The sequence below is a fragment of the Mycobacterium sp. 3-98 genome, from assembly GCF_035918355.1.
Lineage (GTDB): Bacteria > Actinomycetota > Actinomycetes > Mycobacteriales > Mycobacteriaceae > Mycobacterium > Mycobacterium intracellulare.
In genome coordinates, this window is sequence record NZ_CP142360.1 from 3863957 (window position 1) to 3880832 (window position 16876).

At 66.2% G+C, this 16876-nt stretch carries 16 protein-coding genes; 10 read left to right on the plus strand and 6 right to left on the minus strand.

What is annotated here, in order from left to right; genetic code table 11:
- Nucleotides 1–206: 206 nt before the first annotated feature.
- On the plus strand, nt 207–1394 hold the full coding sequence (locus QGN30_RS18175) for an amidohydrolase family protein (RefSeq protein WP_009956467.1): 1188 nt from the start codon (nt 207–209) through the stop codon (nt 1392–1394).
- A 16-nt stretch (nt 1395–1410) separates the two neighbouring features.
- Here QGN30_RS18175 and QGN30_RS18180 read toward each other — a convergent pair whose 3' ends face one another.
- Genes QGN30_RS18180 through QGN30_RS18195 form a run of 4 tightly spaced genes read right to left on the minus strand, consistent with a single transcriptional unit; the run spans nt 1411 to nt 5376 of the window.
- Nucleotides 1411–2238: an enoyl-CoA hydratase/isomerase family protein gene (locus QGN30_RS18180; protein WP_009956468.1), complete on the minus strand. Its 828-nt coding sequence runs from the start codon at nt 2236–2238 to the stop codon at nt 1411–1413.
- Between the two features lie 41 nt (nt 2239–2279).
- Nucleotides 2280–3359: a hydroxyacid dehydrogenase gene (locus tag QGN30_RS18185; protein ID WP_225330873.1), complete on the minus strand. Its 1080-nt coding sequence runs from the start codon at nt 3357–3359 to the stop codon at nt 2280–2282.
- 16 nt (nt 3360–3375) lie between these two features.
- Entirely contained in the window at nt 3376–4491 is a 1116-nt protein-coding gene (locus tag QGN30_RS18190) for a TauD/TfdA family dioxygenase (RefSeq protein WP_014382259.1), read from the minus strand.
- Between the two features lie 42 nt (nt 4492–4533).
- Complete coding sequence (locus QGN30_RS18195) at nt 4534–5376, minus strand: HpcH/HpaI aldolase family protein (protein WP_014382258.1); 843 nt, start codon at nt 5374–5376, stop codon at nt 4534–4536.
- A gap of 35 nt (nt 5377–5411) precedes the next feature.
- On the opposite strand from QGN30_RS18195, the gene QGN30_RS18200 reads away from it, so the two are divergent.
- Nucleotides 5412–6554, plus strand: coding sequence for an acetyl-CoA acetyltransferase (locus tag QGN30_RS18200; RefSeq protein ID WP_009956472.1), 1143 nt, complete (start codon nt 5412–5414; stop codon nt 6552–6554).
- Nucleotides 6555–6556: 2 nt separating this feature from the next.
- The gene (locus QGN30_RS18205; RefSeq protein ID WP_225346075.1) at nt 6557–6961 is read left to right on the plus strand and encodes a Zn-ribbon domain-containing OB-fold protein; all 405 of its coding nucleotides are present in this window, start codon (nt 6557–6559) and stop codon (nt 6959–6961) included.
- An 18-nt stretch (nt 6962–6979) separates the two neighbouring features.
- On the opposite strand, the gene QGN30_RS18210 is transcribed toward QGN30_RS18205, so the two are convergent.
- Entirely contained in the window at nt 6980–8503 is a 1524-nt protein-coding gene (locus QGN30_RS18210) for a class I adenylate-forming enzyme family protein (RefSeq protein ID WP_225346094.1), read from the minus strand.
- A 116-nt stretch (nt 8504–8619) separates the two neighbouring features.
- Here QGN30_RS18210 and QGN30_RS18215 point away from each other — a divergent pair, with 116 nt between their 5' ends.
- Nucleotides 8620–9486, plus strand: a complete 867-nt coding sequence (locus QGN30_RS18215; protein WP_036458613.1) for an SDR family NAD(P)-dependent oxidoreductase — start codon at nt 8620–8622, stop codon at nt 9484–9486.
- A gap of 9 nt (nt 9487–9495) precedes the next feature.
- On the opposite strand, the gene QGN30_RS18220 is transcribed toward QGN30_RS18215, so the two are convergent.
- Nucleotides 9496–10329, minus strand: coding sequence for an enoyl-CoA hydratase/isomerase family protein (locus tag QGN30_RS18220; RefSeq protein WP_014379757.1), 834 nt, complete (start codon nt 10327–10329; stop codon nt 9496–9498).
- 92 nt (nt 10330–10421) lie between these two features.
- Between QGN30_RS18220 and QGN30_RS18225 the strand changes: the two genes are divergently transcribed.
- The 6 genes from QGN30_RS18225 to QGN30_RS18250 are packed head-to-tail and all read left to right on the plus strand — an operon-like array spanning nt 10422 to nt 16813.
- Nucleotides 10422–11672 carry a hypothetical protein gene (locus QGN30_RS18225; RefSeq protein WP_225346074.1) on the plus strand — a complete coding sequence of 417 codons (1251 nt, stop codon included), beginning with the start codon at nt 10422–10424 and terminating at the stop codon, nt 11670–11672.
- 4 nt (nt 11673–11676) lie between these two features.
- A complete protein-coding gene (locus QGN30_RS18230) occupies nt 11677–12483 on the plus strand; it encodes an enoyl-CoA hydratase/isomerase family protein (protein WP_136245244.1) in 807 nt (268 codons plus the stop codon).
- Nucleotides 12484–12496: 13 nt separating this feature from the next.
- Nucleotides 12497–13744, plus strand: coding sequence for an acyl-CoA dehydrogenase family protein (locus QGN30_RS18235; RefSeq protein WP_009956481.1), 1248 nt, complete (start codon nt 12497–12499; stop codon nt 13742–13744).
- The gene (locus QGN30_RS18240; protein WP_008255430.1) at nt 13741–14556 is read left to right on the plus strand and encodes an enoyl-CoA hydratase/isomerase family protein; all 816 of its coding nucleotides are present in this window, start codon (nt 13741–13743) and stop codon (nt 14554–14556) included. The genes QGN30_RS18235 and QGN30_RS18240 overlap by 4 nt, the downstream gene beginning before the upstream one ends.
- On the plus strand, nt 14553–15353 hold the full coding sequence (locus QGN30_RS18245; protein WP_009956482.1) for an enoyl-CoA hydratase/isomerase family protein: 801 nt from the start codon (nt 14553–14555) through the stop codon (nt 15351–15353). Before QGN30_RS18240 ends, QGN30_RS18245 begins: the two co-directional genes overlap by 4 nt.
- Entirely contained in the window at nt 15350–16813 is a 1464-nt protein-coding gene (locus QGN30_RS18250) for a class I adenylate-forming enzyme family protein (RefSeq protein WP_009956483.1), read from the plus strand. Before QGN30_RS18245 ends, QGN30_RS18250 begins: the two co-directional genes overlap by 4 nt.
- Nucleotides 16814–16876: the final 63 nt, after the last annotated feature.

Below are 16876 nucleotides of genomic sequence, written 5' to 3' on the forward strand. Positions count from 1 at the left end.
ATCGGCCCCGAAGGTTCGACGGCGGCCCGCACCGGGGCGGTTCTCCCAGAGCCGGTACGCCTCCGAGGAGCCTTGGTCCGACGGCAGTCCAGAGGTGCACCGGCGCGCCGGGCCGCCTGATGCGGTACCGTGGAAACGGTCATTCTCATTTCCGAATCCGTGTGCCACTCACTGAAGCCATGGGCCGTTTTCGAAGGAGTGCAGCGTTGAGCGCAGACATCCTCATCGTCTCGCCGGACGACCATCTGGTGGAGCCGGCCGATTTGTGGACCAGCCGGCTGCCCGAGCGCTATCGCGACATCGGCCCGCGGATCGTTCGCACGCGCGGGCGCATGGATCCATCCGTCACGTCCGATGTGGCTTTCGTCGAGGACGACGAGGGCCGCGACGCGGACATCTGGCACTACGAGGACGCCGTTATCCCGATCCCGCTCATCAGCGCGGCCGCCGGCTATGAAATCGACGAACTCACCACCGACCCCATCACCTATGACGAGATGCGCCCCGGCTGCTACCGTCCCGCGGATCGGCTCGCGGACATGGACATTGCCGGCATCGAAGCCTCGGCCTGCTTTCCCAACACCCTCGTACGCTTTTGCGGCCAACGCTTCCTGTACGGCAAGGACAAGGAGCTCGCCAGGCTCTGTGTCGAGGCCTACAACGACTTCCAGATCGACGAGTGGGGTGGCAGCTCGAACGGTCGGCTGATCCCGCTCGGCATCATCCCGCTCTGGGACGTCGAGCTCGCCGCGAAAGAGGTCGAAAGGGTGGCCGCCCGGGGGATGCGCGCGGTGTGCTTCTCCGAGCTGCCCTCTCGCCTGGACCTGCCGTCCATTCACAGCGGCTATTGGGACCCGTTCTTCGCCGCGTGCGAGCGAAACCAGGTGGGGATCATGCTCCACATCGGATCGAGTTCTTCGCTGACCAAGTCCTCTCCGGACTCCCCGCATGTCGTGACGAGCGCACTGATGGCCGTCAACTGCACCATCGCCATGGTCGACTGGCTGTTCTCCGGCAAGCTCATGCAGTTCCCCGGCCTCAAGCTCGCGTTCGCCGAGGCGCAAGCGGGCTGGATCCCCTACTACCTGCAGCGTGTCGACGAGGTCTGGGAGGACCGGCGCGCGTGGGGCGGCATACACCCCCTCTTGACCGAACCGCCCAGCAGCCAGGTGCCCGGACGAGTGTGGTTCTCCACCTTCGGCGATCCGGTCGCGTTCCGCATCCTGGATCTGGTCGGGCCGGACCAACTCATGTTCGAGACCGATTACCCGCACAACGACACGAACTGGCCGCGGAGTCTCGAGGTCGCAAACAAGGCGACGGAGGGCCTGGACGAGGAGACCAAGCGAAAGGTGCTGTCCACCAACGCAAAGAACTTCTTCGGGATGGTGTAACGCAGCCGGTCGAGCCCTACAGCGCCTTCCACTGCGGCTGGCGCTTCTCGAGGAAGGCGCGCGGCCCCTCGATGGCATCCTTCGTCAGCGCCACCTTCATCCGGTAATTCTCGGCGAGCAGTTCCGCCTCGTATATGGGCATCGTCAGACCTTTGCGCACGGCCATACGTGAACCACGCACCGCCAGCGGTGCATTCGAATTCACGATGTCGGCGATCTCCCAGGCGCGCGCCATGAGCTCATCGTGCGGGACCACTTCGGTGAAGACGCCCAAGTCATAAGCGCGCTGCGCGTTGAGCTTTTCGTGTTTGCCCATCAGGATCAGCCGCATCGCCACGGGCAGCGGGAGCACACGGGCGAGCCTGACCCCTTCGCGCCCGGATGTCACGCCGATGCTGACATGCGGGTCCATCAACGTCGCGCGCTCGGACGCGATGGTGATGTCCGCCGTGGTCACCAGGTCCATTCCCGCCCCACAGGCGATGCCGTTCACCGCGCAGATGATCGGCTTGGTCATCTGCAGCCACGGCGGTGTCGCCTCCTGCGGGGCGTCCCACTGCCGCATCGAGCTGAGGATGGGTTCGCCCTGGTTGTCGATGCCTGCCGCGTTCTCCATGTCGTGGTCGGCGGCCTTGTTGACGTCGGCTCCGACGCACAACGCACGGCCGGCACCCGTGATGATCACGGTCCAGATATCTTGCGAGCGTTCGATTTCCGCATAAGCCACGGCCAGTTCGGCGATCATCTCGTCGTTGATCGCGTTGAGCACCTCAGGACGGTTGAGGGTCACACAGGCGGCATGGCCCCTGACCTCGACCTCGATCGTGTCGTAGTGTGTCGCCAAGTCACGGTCCTTCTCTCACACTCGTTGGGGGGTAGTCGTTTTCACTCCGCCGCCGCGGGGACGCGCGCGGTCGGGTGAACACCAAGGATGTCGTGGAATCGTTCGCAATAGCGAGGCCAGACTTGCGGGTTCAACAAGCGAGGCGGCATGCGGCCTTCGAAGATCGTCTGCCACTGAGTCGCGGTGGCGACGGCGATGTCCCGCGCGGCCTCCACCGTGATGCCCGCTGTGTGCGGCGTCGCAACGACGTTGTCGAGTTGCAGCAGCGGGTTGTCCTGCCGGGGCGGCTCCTCGTGGAACACATCGAGGCCCGCGCCGGCGATTCCGCCGCTGACGAGCGCGTCGAGCAGCGCCGCCTCGTCATGGACAGGCCCGCGCGCCGTGGTGATGAAGAAGGCGGTCGGCTTCATCGCGGCGAATTGCGTTCTGCCGATGAGTCCGCGCGTTTCGCTCGTCAGAGGGCACGTAACCTGCACGAAGTCCGAACGTTCGACGAGCTCGGCGAGCGTCACTTGCTGCACACCGCGAGACCGCGCGGTCGTCTCGTCGAGGTATGGATCGAAGACCAGCACCTCCATGCCGAACGGCGCACACAACTCGACGAGGCGGCCCCCGATGGCACCGAGCCCGACGACACCGAGCGTCTTGCCGAACAGCTGAGTTCCCCGCAGGGCCAGCCGATCGCGAAGCGGACCGCTCCGTAGCGCGCGGTCGGAGACGGTGATCTTCTTGGCGAGGTCGAGCATGAACCCCAGGGCGTGCTCGGCCACCGCCTCCGCTCCCGGCCCAGAGTTGTTACACACCGCTATCCCCGCGCGGGTGCAGGCATCGACATCGATGACGTCATATCCGGCTCCTGCCGAGCAGACGGCCAGCAGGCACGGGCAGCGCGCGATCAATGCCTCACCGGCCAGCCACTGTGCGCCGTCGGCCACGGAGGCAACATCGGTTCGCGTGGCAACTTGGTAGCCGTGCGCGGACTCCAATGCCGCCCAGCCTGATTCGGCGGGTGCGGTCAGATCGAGTTTGACGATGTCGATGCCGGACAGTTCCAGGACGTCCGCCGCGGCGGGGTCAGTCCACCGCTCGACGACCAACCGCGGTCGTGGCCCGCCGGTCATCTTTGTCGTGCGCCTTTCATGGCCGTGCCTTGGGTTTGGCCTGTGCCGCCTTGAACATGTCGGCCAGCGCCGTGTCGACGTTACGGTAGTCGTTGCGCGCGATCGCGCCGTCGCGCCCGGGCACCACGTCGTACCCGAGCCGCAGATCCTTGTTTTCCATGTGGAAGTACTCGCGACCGATCGGCAGCCGACGATCTTCGCGCGGGACCTCCATCCAGGCGCGCAGGAAGCAGCGGGCCTTCTTGGGGTCGTCGCTGCTGACGAAGTCCGACCGGGAGTGGCACATCGCGAAGTTGTTCGCCACGGCCGCTTCCCCGGACTCCAAACGGAATTCGACCTGTTGGTCGACGAGTATGTTGCGCAGCAGCTCGATGGCCTCCTCTTGCTTCGGGGTGAATTCGCGCCCGAGCGTCTTCATTGCCGGCAGGATGCTGCTGTAGGTGAAGTTGATGCAGATTCGCCCGTTGATCTGGGAGAAGACCGGGACGTGGTAGGGCGTGACATCGGGCTGGTCATCGGGTTGTTCGCTGCGTCGGTGGTGCGGAAAGCCCTCGTAGAGCACGTCGAGCAGGTCGGGGCGTTCGGCCAGGATCCGATTGTGCGCGGCCGGGCCGCTGGCGAACTGGCTTTCGCCGCCTTGGGCCGCCGGGTAGACGCACAGCAGCGACAGGATGTCGGCGGCGTCGTTGTGCATCGCGAGTTCGGCACGAGACTTCGTGCCGCGAGCGGGCTGCACGCCGCCCGGCAGGATCTCTTCCTGAACGCGCACCATGCGGTGACCAAAGGAGTTGTTCGACACCAGATAGCCGAGGTGCGTGCAGAACGCCCAGTAGATGCGCTCGAGGTCCTCAATCGAATGCTGCTCGACCGGGAAGCCGCGCACGCAGGCCAGGCCCTTGCCGAACATCAGATCGTGGTAGAGCCGCGCCAGATCGTCGTCGAGGTCGGGGTGCCGAGCATCCTCTGGCGTGATGTCATCGCGGTCCTTGTTCGCCGTCTTGGCCAGGATCGATTCCAGCGCAGCCACATTGCGGGCGGACAGGTCGAAGGCGAAGTCTTCCTTGCTCGTGAAGTCCGCGCCGGTCCACGCCATTGGGTCGGTGACGCGTTCGGTGTAGATGGCTGTCGGCATCCGGTCCTCCTGGTGTGTGGGCGTCGCTTTCGGTTGTGGATGTCAGTCGTCGCGGTGGCTCTGCAGTCCGCGAAGCGCTTGCGCACGGGCTGAGGCCGCCTCGGTCATCATCCCGACATCGGTCCCCGCCGAGATGAATCGCAATCCCAGTCCCACGAATCGATTCAGCAGGTCAACCGACTTTATTCCGGCGATACCGAGCGCCACGCCGTGACTACGACAAGCCGCCGCGACCGATTCTACTGCACTGTGGAAATGCTCATTCTCATACTGTCCATGGATGCCCATTTCGGCGGACAGATCGCTCGGTCCGATGAGAATCATGTCGACACCGTCGACGGCGGCGATGGAGTCGGCTGCCTCGACGGCTTCCGGGGTCTCGATCATCACGGCCACGACCGTGCGCCGTTCGAGCAGCTCCACCAATTGGGGCGCTGTTCGCGGTGCGTATCCGCTGACCGCGTTGGGACCCGAAATGGACCGGTTGCCGATCGGTGGAAATCGTGCGGCCTGCACGACTCCTTCGACCTCTTGTTTCGAATTTATATGTGGCACAATAACTCCCACCGCGCCGGCGTCCAGGACGCGGGCGATGACACTGGGATCGTTAGACGGCACCCGCACCAGGCCGGAGATCCCCGCGCCGAGCGCGCTCGCGCACAGCATCTGCGCGGTATCCAGGGACGTCGATGTGTGTTCGAGATCGACGTATACCGCGTCGTATCCACACGCCGCAGCGATCGCCGGAACGTCGGGCGTGCGCGCGTGGAGCAGCGCGAGGCACAACACCAGCGTCTCTGCCCGCAAGGCGTCCCGCAGCGCCGTCGTCATAGGCTCACGGTAGCCGACCGAGAATAACGTTTCCACAATATTGTCAACGGTCATTATCGGACGCCACGTCGATGTGATAACCATGAGCTATGTCATCGAACCGCGTCGCCATCGTCGGCGCAGCCTTGTCCGACTGCGGCCGGGTGCCCGACAAGACCGCCATGGCGCTGATGGCCCAGTCCTCGCGGCGGGCGGTCGCCGATGCGGGGCTCACGAAGGAGGACATCGACGGTTTCGGCGGGCACGGAACATTGCTTCCCCCCGTGGAAGTCAGCGAGTACCTCGGCCTGCGGCCTACCTGGGTCGATGCGACCAATGTCGGCGGATCCTCCTGGGAAGTGATGGCCGGCCATGCCGCCGCCGCGATCGCGGCCGGCGAAATCGAGGTCGCTCTGTTGACCTACGGATCGACCGCACGCTCCGACGTCAAGCGACAGCTGCGCGCGTCGGCTGCCGCGATGGCAACCGGCGGTGCCCTGCAGTACGAGGCGCCCTACGGCGCGACCCTCATCGCCAAGTACGCCATGGCAGCCCGGCGCCACATGATCCAATTCGGCACCACCGTCGACCAACTGGCCGAAGTCGCCGTCGCGGCCCACGAGTGGGCAGCCATGAACGACAACGCATTTGAGCGAGACCGCATCACCGTTGCCGACGTCGCAGCCGCGCCGCTACTGGCGGACCCGTTCACCTCCAAGCATGTGTGCCTGCGCACCGACGGTGGCGGCGCCGTCGTGCTCGCCAGCGAGCGCGTCGCCAGAGATTGCGCGAAGGATCCGGTGTGGATTCTTGGCACGGCCGACGCGGCGTCGCACGTCAGCATGGGCCAGTGGCCCGATTTCACGACGTCGCCGGCGGCGCGCTCGGGGCCACTCGCGTTCGCGCGGGCGGGGGTCAGCCCGGCCGACATCGATGTGTGTCAGCTCTACGACTCCTTCACGTCCACCGTCCTGCTGACCGTGGAGGACCTCGGCTTCTGCGCCAAGGGAGAAGGCGGCCCCTTCATAGAGTCCGGAGCGCTTCGCCCGGGCGGCTCGCTGCCGACCAACACCGATGGCGGGGGCCTGGCGTCGTGTCACCCGGGTATGCGAGGAATGTTCCTCATGGTGGAGGCGGTGCGGCAGTTGCGCGGTGAATGCGGAGCGCGTCAGGTCGCCGACGCCAGGTTGGCATGCGTCCACGCGATGGGGGGCTTTTTCACCCACAGCGCCACAATGATTCTCGGAAGGTAGCGATGACGGCTCCTGATCGCCCCACGATCGACGCCGATGGTCAGGCGTGGTGGTCAGCCACGCAGGACCGGCGGCTGTTGGTGAATGCCTGCCGGTCCTGCGGTCGCAAATCGTTGTACGCCAGGCCGTTCTGTCCGCATTGTTGGGCTGAGGACGTCGAGTTGGCGCCGGCAACCGGTCGCGCGCGGCTCTACACGTGGAGCGTCATCCACCAAAACGCCGCACCTTTCGACGTGCGCACGCCGTACGTGCTGGCGATGGTCGACCTCGAGGAGGGACCGCGGCTGATGACGGTCGTGGAGAATTGCCGCGTCGAAGATTTGCGCGCCGACATGCAATTGGTGATCGCCTTCCGCGACGGCGAAGACGGATTCGTCGTCCCGGTCTTCCGTCCCGCTGCCGACTAGGTTCGGCGGCGGGATCTCTCATCCGGTAGTGGCGAGACGGTCGGCGAGCAGCCGCTGCCGCCCGACCGACCGCGCTTCGAGTTTGGCGCGGTCGACTTTGCCGTTGGCGTTGACGGGCAGCGGCTCGTCCCAGAAGACAAGTTCTTCGGGCAGTTTGTATTTCGGCAATCCCTCCGCGCCCAGGGTCCGGGCGATCTCGGCGAGCGAGATCTCGACGCCGGGTTCGAGCACGACCGCCATAGCCAATCGCTCACCGGTGGTGGGATCGGAAACGGAATAAGCGGCGCATTCGCGTATCCCACCGATCCTCGAGACCGCTTCCTCCACTTCGGCGGCCGGGATCTTCAGCCCGTTACGAATCACGATGTCCTTGATCCGGCCGACGATCCGAACCCGGCCGCCGACCACCTCCGCCACATCACCGGTTCGGAACCACTCCCCCTCGAACGCGTATTCGTCGTCCTCGGCGTCGGTGTAACCGAGAAACGTGTGCGGACCCTTGATGCAGCACTCGGTGGGTTCGGACTCGGATCCGACGCGCACGTCGACGTCGCCGAGCGCCACACCGTCGTCGGCATGGCGGATGTCTCGGGGTTCGGTCCGCAGACCGGACGTGCTGACCGGGGTCTCCGAGGATCCATAGGCGCGCATCACAACGATGCCGAACTCGTCTTCGATGCGTTCGACGATCCGCCGGTCCAGCATCGTGCCGCCCAGATACACCGCGCGTAACGGGACGACGGCGCCGCGCGCCACGGCCCGGTCGAGCATCCGGTCGAGCAACCGGTCCGGGCCCCCGTACCACGTCCCACCCGAGCTGACCAGGAGGTCGCAGGTCGCCGCCGGGTCCCAGCGATCTTCCAGAATCACTGGAGCCGCCAGCATCGGACCGATGAACAGCGCCTGCAACACCCCGGTGACCGACGCGAGCGGGCTGATCAAGAAGATGCGGTCGTCGGAACCCAGGCCCGCCGCCGCAATGTAATTCGCCGAAGCCTTGGCCAGCGTGCTCAGCGAATGAATCACGCCCTTGGGCCGAGCGGTTGTGCCCGAGGTGTAAAGCACAAAGCACGGCTCATCGGCTGACCGCACCGGCCGCGGCGGCCGGGTGGTACCCGTTCGGCCATCGTCACCGAGTTCGATCCAATCGCAGAGACCGGACAGCTCCGCGTCGGCGATCGTCGCCCAGTTCGGCGCTACGCCGAATCGTGCACCGGTGCGGGTGAGGATGTCGGCGATCTGCGTCGCCCCGGCACTGCGCGGCACGAGCAGAACCACCGCGTCCACCCGCAGCGCCGCGTGGACCGACACCACCGAGTCCACGTCGTTACCGACTACCGCGACGATCGCGCCACCCGGAGCAAGGCCGGCGTCGACCATCGCTCGGGCGGCCGAGTCGATGCGCTTGTCCAGTTCGCCGTAGGTCAGTTCGGCGCCGCGATCCGCGACGGCAACCCGGGCAGGGTGCCGCGCCGCGGTGGGTCCCACCAGGTCGATCGGCTCCGCCGTCCAGAAACCGGCCGCTCGGTAGCGGGGCCGCAATTCTTCGGCTCTGCGGCGCGCATGTCGTAGCAACTCAGCCGGGCCAGTCATGAGCCTCCTCCGACGCCTCAGATGCAAATGGTTGTTCTCGGTTAGGTAAATGTAACCTCTCACCCATGCATTCAATGACTTTCGACAACCAGGTAGCCATCGTCACGGGGGCCGGCGGCGGACTGGGCCGCTGCCATGCACTCGAGCTCGCCCGCCGCGGCGCCCGGGTCGTGGTCAACGACCTGGGCAGTTCGGTGGACGGCGACGGGGCGTCGATATCGGCGGCCCAGGCCGTGGTCGACGAGATCACCGCGGCCGGGGGTACCGCGATCGCCAACGGTGACTCGGTGGCCACCGAGGAGGGCGGTGCGGCGATCGTGGCCGCCGCGCTGGAGGCCTTCGGGCAGGTCGATGTGCTGGTGAACAACGCGGGGATTCTGCGCGACGCGGCGTTCAAGAACATGACCGCCGAGCAGGTCGACGCCGTCATTGCCGTGCACCTCTCCGGCGCATTCAACGTCACGCGGGCGGTGTGGCCGATCATGCGGGCGCAGAATTACGGCCGAATCGTTCAGACGACCTCGGGCACCGGCCTTTTCGGAAATTTCGGTCAAGCCAACTACGGCGCCGCCAAGATGGGCCTGGTCGGCATGATGCACGTTCTCGCGATCGAGGGCACCCGCAACGGCATCGCCGTCAACGCCATCGCCCCGATAGCGCGGACCCGGATGACGGAAAACATCATGGGTGACGCCGGCAAGGCCATGCATCCCGAGCTCGTCACGCCCGTCGTGGTCTATCTGTGTCATCGGTCGTGCGACCGCACCGCGCACATCTACTCGGTGGGCGCGGGCAAAGTGTCACGCGTGTTCATCGGTGTCACCAAGGGAATCGAGGACACGGCGCTGACCGCGGAGTCGGTGGCGTCGTCTATCGACGAGATCGACGACAGCGCCGCGTTCACCATTCGGGGCGGACCCATCGCGGGCTGACGCGGAAGGTCAGCGGCCGAGGAACTTGGGCTTCCGGCGTTCGGCGAACGACACCAGGCCTTCTTGCAGGTCCGCCGTGCGCGACACCACCTCCTGCGCCCAGGCCTCCTGCTCGAATGCGCGGTGCCGATCCGACTCCGACGACACCGACAGCAGCCGCTTGGTCAGCGTCAGCATCACCGTCGGGCCCGCGGCCAACCGTCCGGCGAGTTCCTCGGCGACCGCGTCGGTGTCGTCCGGCGCGGTCACCCGATTGACCAGTCCCAGCCTTTCGCAGGCGGCCGCGTCGACCGGCTCACCGAGCATCAGTAATTCGGTCGCCTTGCGCAGGCCGACGATCCTCGTCAGGAGGTGGATGGCGCCGGAATCCGGCAGGATTCCACGATGCACAAACGCCTCGACAAGCTTTGCCTCCGTTGACATCACGACGAGATCGGAAGCCAGAACCAAGCTCGCGCCCGCCCCGGCGGCCGTGCCCTTGACCGCCGCGACCACCGGCTTGTCACAGTCGAGAATGGACGCGACCAGCCGCTGCCAGCCCTGCTGAAGCATCCGCGCGATGTCACCCGGACGCTTTTGCACCGGCTCGACGGCGGCCCCGGCGCCCGCCGGTTGCGGTGCGAGGCCGGCCCCGGCGCAGAAGTGCCGGGTGCCGCTGGCGCTCAACAGCACCGCGCGGACGGCGGGGTTGTCATTGGCCCGTACGAATGCTTCGGTTAGTGCGTCACGCGCCAACGGAGACAACGAGTTTCCCGTTTCCTGGCGATCTATTGTCACCCGCGCGACGCCGTCGGCACCGATCGCACACACGATTCCGGATGCTTGTTCTGACATCTCGTTCACCCCTGCGTTAACGGCGTTTCCGTTTTTCGGGTATCTTAATTTCCACCTTGTCCGGGCGACGACACGGGCCGCCACAACGAGGAGGCAATCCGATGGGGCAGACGGGGCGGATCACCGACGAGGGATTGGCCAGGTTGCGGGCTACCATCGGCATTGCCGTCCCGCACACGCAGCCACCGCACTACTACCGCCCCAACGAGGACACGTTTCGTCACGTCGCCGAAAGCTACGGTGACGCCAACCCGCTGTGGGCCGATCCCGAATACGCCGCGAAGTCTTTATGGGGAGAGTCTGTGGCCCCACCCGCCCTCGTTGGCGGCGACACGCTGATCGGGGAGGACGAAGTCACGACACTCTCGGACGAGGACCGCGCACTGACCAAGGGCGATCCACTGCGCGGGGTGCATGCCTTCTACGCCTCATCTGCTCGGGAATGGTGGGCGCCGCTGCGCGCCAACCACCGCGTCTTCAGGCGCAATGCCCTGGTGGCCGCGCTCGACAAGAGCAGTGAGTTTGCCGGCCGCGCCATCCACGAATGGTCCGCCCAGGTGTTCCGCGACGACGAGGGCACGATCTTGGGCGGCCAGTACCGCAACATGATTCGCACCGAGCGCAGCAAGGCGCGGGGCCGGAAGAAATACGAAGCCGTCCAACTCAAGACGTGGACCGCTGACGAGATCGCCGAGCTCGACGAACGCTACGGGCGCGAAAGCCCGCGCGGCGCCGAGCCGCGGTGGTGGGAAGACGTCGACGAAGGCGACGATTTGGGGTCGCTGACAAAGGGCCCGCTGACGGTCACCGACATGGTCTGCTGGCACGTCGGCATGGGTATGGGCATGTACGGTGTGCGTCCGTTGAGACTGGCGTGGCGGAACCGGCAGCGCATCCCCCGCTTCTACACGCCCAACGAGTACGGCGTCCCCGATGCCCAGCAACGCGTGCACTGGGAGCCCGACGCCGCGCGCAACGCGGGCAATCCCACCACGTTCGACTACGGGCGCATGCGCGAGACGTGGTTGATCCACTTGTGCACGGACTGGATGGGTGATGACGCCTGGCTGTGGAAGCTCGATTGCGAGTTTCGTCTGTTCAATTACGTCGGCGACGTCCACACCGTCACCGGTACCGTCGTCCGCAAGTACCTCGCCGACGGTGAACGCCCCGCCGTCGACCTCGAACTCGCGGCGACCAACCACCGCGGCCAGATCACCGCGCCGGGACACGCGACCATCCTGCTGCCCAGCCGCGACCGAGGGCCCGTGCGCCTGCCCGACCCGCCGGGCGGCGCGACGAACCTCGGCGAATTGCTGACCGCCGTAACGGAACAGTTCGCCGAGCGCTGAGCACATGAGTTACCGCAGTGTTCCCGGCCTTCTGGCCGAACAGCAGGGCCCGACCCTGCGGCTGACCCTCGACCGCGCCGAACGCCGTAATGCCGTCAACGACGCGATGCTGGACGCGATGATCGGTCATCTGGTCGATGCCGGCACCGACGAATCGGTGCGGGTCATCAGGATCGACGCCACCGGACCGGATTTCTGCGCGGGCGCGGACCTGATCGCCAACAACGCAAAATCCGAACGGAAACCACGCGTGGGCAGCACGCAGCGCCGCCTACCGAACAAGGCAAATCGGCTGATTCCGTTGATGCTTCAGACGCAGGTGCCCATTGTCGCCGTGGTCCGAGGTTGGGCGATCGGCCTGGGCTTCCACATCGCGCTGGCATCAGACTTCTGCGTCGCCGCCGACGACGCCCGGTTCTGGGAGCCGTTCATGGCGCGCGGCTTCACCCCCGACAGCGGCGCAGCCTGGTTACTGCCACGGCTCATCGGATTGGTACGCACCCGACAGCTGCTGATGCTCGGCCGGGAAATCGGAGGAACGTGCGCCGCCGAGTGGGGCATCATCCACGGCGCCTGCGCATCCGACGAATTGCCCTCGGTGGCCGAACAACTCGTCAGAGAACTGGGTGAAGCGCCCACGGTTTCGCTCGGACTCACCAAGTGGTTGCTGCACAGCGCCAACGGCCTCGACCTTGACCGCCATCTCCAGAACGAGGCATTGGCACTCGAATTGTCGAGTCGTAGTGAGGATTTCAAGGAAGGCTTGGCGGCCTTCCGCGACAAACGCGGTGCAGCATTCAAGGGCCGCTGAAGAGGTTGAGATCATGACGCAACTACCGATCCGCCCTGACACGCCGGTCGACGATGCGGTCGCGGCGGTGCGGCAGTGGATCGAGGCCGAGGTTCCGGCCGCCTGGCGCTCGGCCGCGGCCAAGGACGCCGCGACCATGCGGGCGGTCCGCAGCCCTGCGGATTACCAACAGTGGTATCCGACCTTCGCCGAATCCGGCCTAGTCGTACCCACGTGGGCGCGTGAACACGGCGGCCTGGGTGTTGGCAACGAAGTCGCGCGCGCGATCGACGAGGTGCTCCGCCCGCTTCGCCTGACGCGTCTGAATCCCTTGGGGCTCAACAATGCGGCGGCAGCATTGTTCAGCCACGGTACCGAGGATCAGCGGCTGCGCTTCCTGCCGCCGATCGTGCGCAACGAGGAGAAGTGGTGCCAGCTCTTCAGCGAGCCTGGCGCTGGCTCCGACCTCGCGTCGTTGGCCACCCGCGCAGTGCGCGACGGTGATTCCTGGGTGATCTCCGGTCAGAAGGTGTGGACCACGTGGGCCGATCAGGCGGATTTTGCGATCCTGTTGGCGCGGACGGATCCCGAACAGCCCAAGCACAAGGGCATCACGTACTTCCTGCTCGACATGCACCAGCCGGGCGTCGAGGTGCGACCGCTTCGCCAGATCACCGGCGAGGCCGAATTCAACGAGGTCTTCCTCGACGGAGCGCGGGTGCCCGACGTCCACCGCGTCGGCGCCGTCAACGACGGCTGGCGCGTGAGTGCGTCGACGCTGTCCAGCGAGCGACAGATGGTGTCGGGTTCGGGCTCGGGTGGGATGGGCCGCCTCGGCGGGTCGAGCGCCGAACGACTGATCATCCTCGCCAGGGAGACCGGACGCTGGGCAGATCCCGTGATCAGGAACAAGGTGATGCGCTTGTGGGCGCAAGAGCGGGTACGCGGCTGGACCAATGACCGCGTGCGCGCAGCGCTTTCGGCCGGCCAGTCCCCCGGCGCGGCCTCGTCGATCGGCAAGGTGCACCAGGCCACCATCAATCAGCAGATCCAGGACCTCATGGTCGATCTGCTGGGCACGGATGCGATCGCCTGGCCTGCCCACGACGATCCGGACGCTCTGCCGCGGGATGTGCAGGGCATGATGCGCAGCCTCGCCAACGGCACCGAGGGCGGCACCACCGACATCAACAAGAACATCCTCGGCGAACGCGTGCTCGGCTTGCCGAAGGAGCCGGACCCCTGGAAGGGCAAGCCCTGGAAGGACATTCCCCGTTCGTGAGCGCCTATGAACGCTTGATCGTGTCCAAGGCCGACGGGATCGGCTGGTTGATCCTCGACAGGCCCGAGGCGGGCAACGCCTTCGACGCGCTGATGCTCGACGAGCTCGAGGCCGCCTGGGCCGACCTCGATACCGATCCGGACGTCAAGGTGATCGTCAACGCCGCCAACGGCAGGGCGTTCTGTACCGGGATGGACGTGGTCCAGGTCGCGCGGGACAAGGCGGCCATGCGACGACACTCCCGCCGAACCAGGGATGCCGAGCTGAAGATCTCGTCCTGGCACTGCGACGTGTGGAAACCGGTGATCGCCGCGGTCAACGGGGTGTGCGCGGGAGGGGGCCTGCATCTGGTCGCAGACGCCGACATCGTCATCGCCGCCGAGCAGGCGTCCTTCACCGACCCCCACGTCTCCATCGGGCAGGCCGTCGCGTACGAGGCGATCACGCTGCTGCGCAAGTCGCCGATGGAGGCCGTTCTGCGAATGACACTGAGCGGCAAGGGTGAACGCATCTCGGCGCAGCGTGCCTACCAGTTGGGCATTGTGTCCGAGGTGGTGCCGGCCGATCAGCTCCGCGCGGCGGCGGGCCGTCTCGCGGCCGCGATCGCCACGAATTCGCCGACCGCGATACGCACCACGAAGAAGGCGCTCTGGCACAGTTTGGAAGTCGGAATGACGCAGGCGCGCAGCGACGCCGCCGAGGAGATCTGGCGGCTCCGCAATCACCCCGATCATGCCGAGGGTGTCCGGGCGTGGCGCGAGAAGCGTGCGCCGCAGTGGCAACCGCTGCCCGACGTAGCGGAGGTTCCATGACATACCACAGACTCATCGTTGAACGACGGGGTCCCGTCGGATGGATCATCAACGACCGCCCTGACCGTCTCAATGCCTACGACGCCGTGATGCGCGAGGAATTTCCCAGGGCGTGGGCGGAATTGAACGCCGATCCCGACGTCCGCGTCATCGTGCACACCGGGAACGGCCGGGCGTTTCAGGTGGGCGCCGATGTCGAGGACCTCGACGGCGAGGCCGTGCTGCAATTCCAGGAGACCATGCGCACACTGGATCTGAAGCTGAGCGCCTGGCACTGCAATGTCGAGAAGCCGGTCATCACTGCCGTCAATGGGGTGTGCGCGGGCGGCGGGCTGCACTGGGTGGCTGACGCCGACATCGTCATCGCGTCGTCGGATGCGACCTTCGTCGACCCCCACGTCTCGATCGGTCAGGTCAGCGCGCTGGAGACCATCGCACTGATGCGAAAGATGCCCGCCGAAGCGGTGTTACGGATGGCACTCGTCGGGAGTCACGAACGGCTCACCGCCCAGCGCGCGTACGAACTCGGCATGATCAGCCAGGTGATCGACCCGCCCGACAAGCTGCGTGACGCCGCCCAGGAGCTCGCCGAGAAGATCGCCAAGAATTCGCCCTCGGCGATGCGCGCCACCAAACGGGCACTATGGGGCGCGCTCGAATACGGCCTCACCGATGCGTGCCGCGAAGGTGCGAAACACCTGACATCGATGTGGGGCCATCCGGACCAGAACGAGGGCCCCCTGGCCTTCGCGGACAAGCGAACTCCGAACTGGGCTCCCCTGGAGGCTGATTCGTGAACCTCGCAACGCTGCTGGACGGTCTACCCGACGTCGCGGTGCACACGGTCGGCGCCGAGGTATCCCGTGACGAGCTGTCGGCCAGTGCCCAGCGACTCGGCAAGCTGCTCGCCGAGTCCGGGCTGGCGACGGGACAGGTCGTCGCCGCGATGCTGCCCAACGACGCCACCACCATCGCCGCGCTGTTCGGCACGTGGCACGCCGGCGGCGTGTACACACCGCTAAACCCCAGGGCGGCCGATCCCGAGATCCTCGCCCAGCTGGAAACGCTGCGCCCCGTTGCCATCATCACGACCCCCGCACTCGCACAACGTTTCTCGACTCATCACCTGCCCGTAATCACCGGCGAGGCGCTGTCGTGGACCAGGGTCGCGTCGTCAGGCCACTCGGCCGGCGAGCCGTGCTACGACGACGACGTCGCGCTGCTGCAGTTCACTTCCGGCACCACGGGACCGCCGAAGCCGGTGCCGCTTCGTCACAGCACGGTACTCGATCTGATCGACCGGCTGCTGGCCAAACTTCGCGGCACGAAACCTGGCTTGGAAAATGCGTCGGCCCCACCGAAGAGGCCCCCCATGCCGAACCTGGTGCCCTTGTCGTTGTCGCTGTGGGCCGGCATCTACCAGGTGCTGTTCGCGTTCCGGGCCGGTTCGGGCGTCGTGCTGATGGACCGGTTCTCCCCGACGGATTTCGCCGCGCTGGTCCGGCGCCACCAGCTGCGATCCACGGTGCTGCCGCCCGCGGCGCTGACCATGGTTCTGCACGACGACTCGGTGGCCGACCTCTCGCCACTGAAGATCGTGCGGTCGATCACCGCTCCCCTGTCGCCCGTGCAGGCGCGCCGGTTCCGGGACAAATTCGGGGTGATAGTGCTGAACTCCTACGGCCAGACCGAACTCGGGGGTGAGGTGGTGGGCTGGTCGGCCGCCGACGCCCGGGAGTGGGGCGAGACCAAACTGGGTTCGGTCGGCAGGCCGCTGCCCGGCATCGACGTCACAATCGCCGACGACGAGGTGATGGTCCGCACGCCCACGACGGCCGCCCGGAAGATCGATCCAGCCTTCCTGGACCGGCTGACCGACGACGGCTGGTTCCACACCGGCGACCTCGGGTGGTTCGACGACGACGGCTTTCTGTGGCTCGACGGCCGAGTATCGGACATGATCAATCGTGGTGGCCTCAAAGTGTTTCCCGGCACGGTAGAGGACGTCTTGCTGGCCGCCGACGGGGTGCGCGAAGCCGCCGTCGTCGGCGTTCCCGACGAGCGGCTCGGGGAGGTGCCGTGGGCGTTCGTCGTCAGAGGCGATGAGTCGGTCTCCGAGGCCGGCCTCGTGTCGTGGTGTCGAGAGCGTCTGACGCCCTACCGGGTTCCGGTACGCATCGTGTTCGTCGAACAGCTGCCCCGCAACGATGTCGGCAAGGTGGTCAAACGCGACCTCGCTGCGCTCGCGGACGTGTGACCCTGTCCCTCCAACGCCTACGCGACGAAAACGATTGTTCTCATTTCTGAGAGTGATGTTAAC